The sequence below is a fragment of the Clostridium sulfidigenes genome, from assembly GCF_000732635.1.
Classification (GTDB): Bacteria; Bacillota; Clostridia; order Clostridiales; family Clostridiaceae; genus Clostridium_J; species Clostridium_J sulfidigenes.
Genome location: NZ_JPMD01000075.1, coordinates 1 through 693 on the forward strand (window position 1 = coordinate 1; position 693 = coordinate 693).

Sequence of the window (693 nt, forward strand, 5' to 3'; positions counted from 1 at the left end):
AATTATAATATATCTAATAAATAATATATTTTCTGTATATAATTTTGGAGAAAAAAATAAAAAAAAATTATTTTTAAAATTTTGTTGACAAAAGTTTAAAATTTTTGTATTATAATAAATGTCGGATGAACCGGCAAACACAAAACAAAAGCAAAATGACATATGGCTCCTTGGTCAAGCGGTCAAGACACCACCCTTTCACGGTGGTAACAGGGGTTCGATTCCCCTAGGAGTCACCATACTAGGTCGCATAGCTCAGCTGGGAGAGCACCTGCCTTACAAGCAGGGGGTCACAGGTTCGATCCCTGTTGCGACCACCACATAATCTAATGTGGCCCAGTGGCTCAGTTGGTTAGAGTGCCGGCCTGTCACGCCGGAGGTCGAGGGTTCGAGTCCCTTCTGGGTCGCCAAAATACTTTTTTAAAGGTATTGACATCAGATGAAAAATCTGATAAAATGTAAAACATATGGCTCCTTGGTCAAGCGGTCAAGACACCACCCTTTCACGGTGGTAACAGGGGTTCGATTCCCCTAGGAGTCACCATATTAGGTCGCATAGCTCAGCTGGGAGAGCACCTGCCTTACAAGCAGGGGGTCACAGGTTCGATCCCTGTTGCGACCACCACATAATCTAATGTGGCCCAGTGGCTCAGTTGGTTAGAGTGCCGGCCTGTCACGCCGGAGGTCGAGGGT

5 tRNA genes are annotated in these 693 nt (G+C 45.2%); all 5 read left to right on the forward strand.

From position 1 onward, the window contains the following. Positions 1-164: 164 nt before the first annotated feature. Positions 165-239 (forward strand) — tRNA-Glu (locus IO99_RS17950). 5 nt (positions 240-244) lie between these two features. Then, a tRNA-Val gene (locus IO99_RS17955) sits at positions 245-320 on the forward strand. A gap of 13 nt (positions 321-333) precedes the next feature. Then, a tRNA-Asp gene (locus tag IO99_RS17960) sits at positions 334-410 on the forward strand. A gap of 59 nt (positions 411-469) precedes the next feature. Beyond that, positions 470-544: transfer RNA gene (locus tag IO99_RS17965), tRNA-Glu, on the forward strand. Positions 545-549: 5 nt separating this feature from the next. After that, a tRNA-Val gene (locus IO99_RS17970) sits at positions 550-625 on the forward strand. The last annotated feature ends 68 nt before the right edge of the window (positions 626-693 follow it).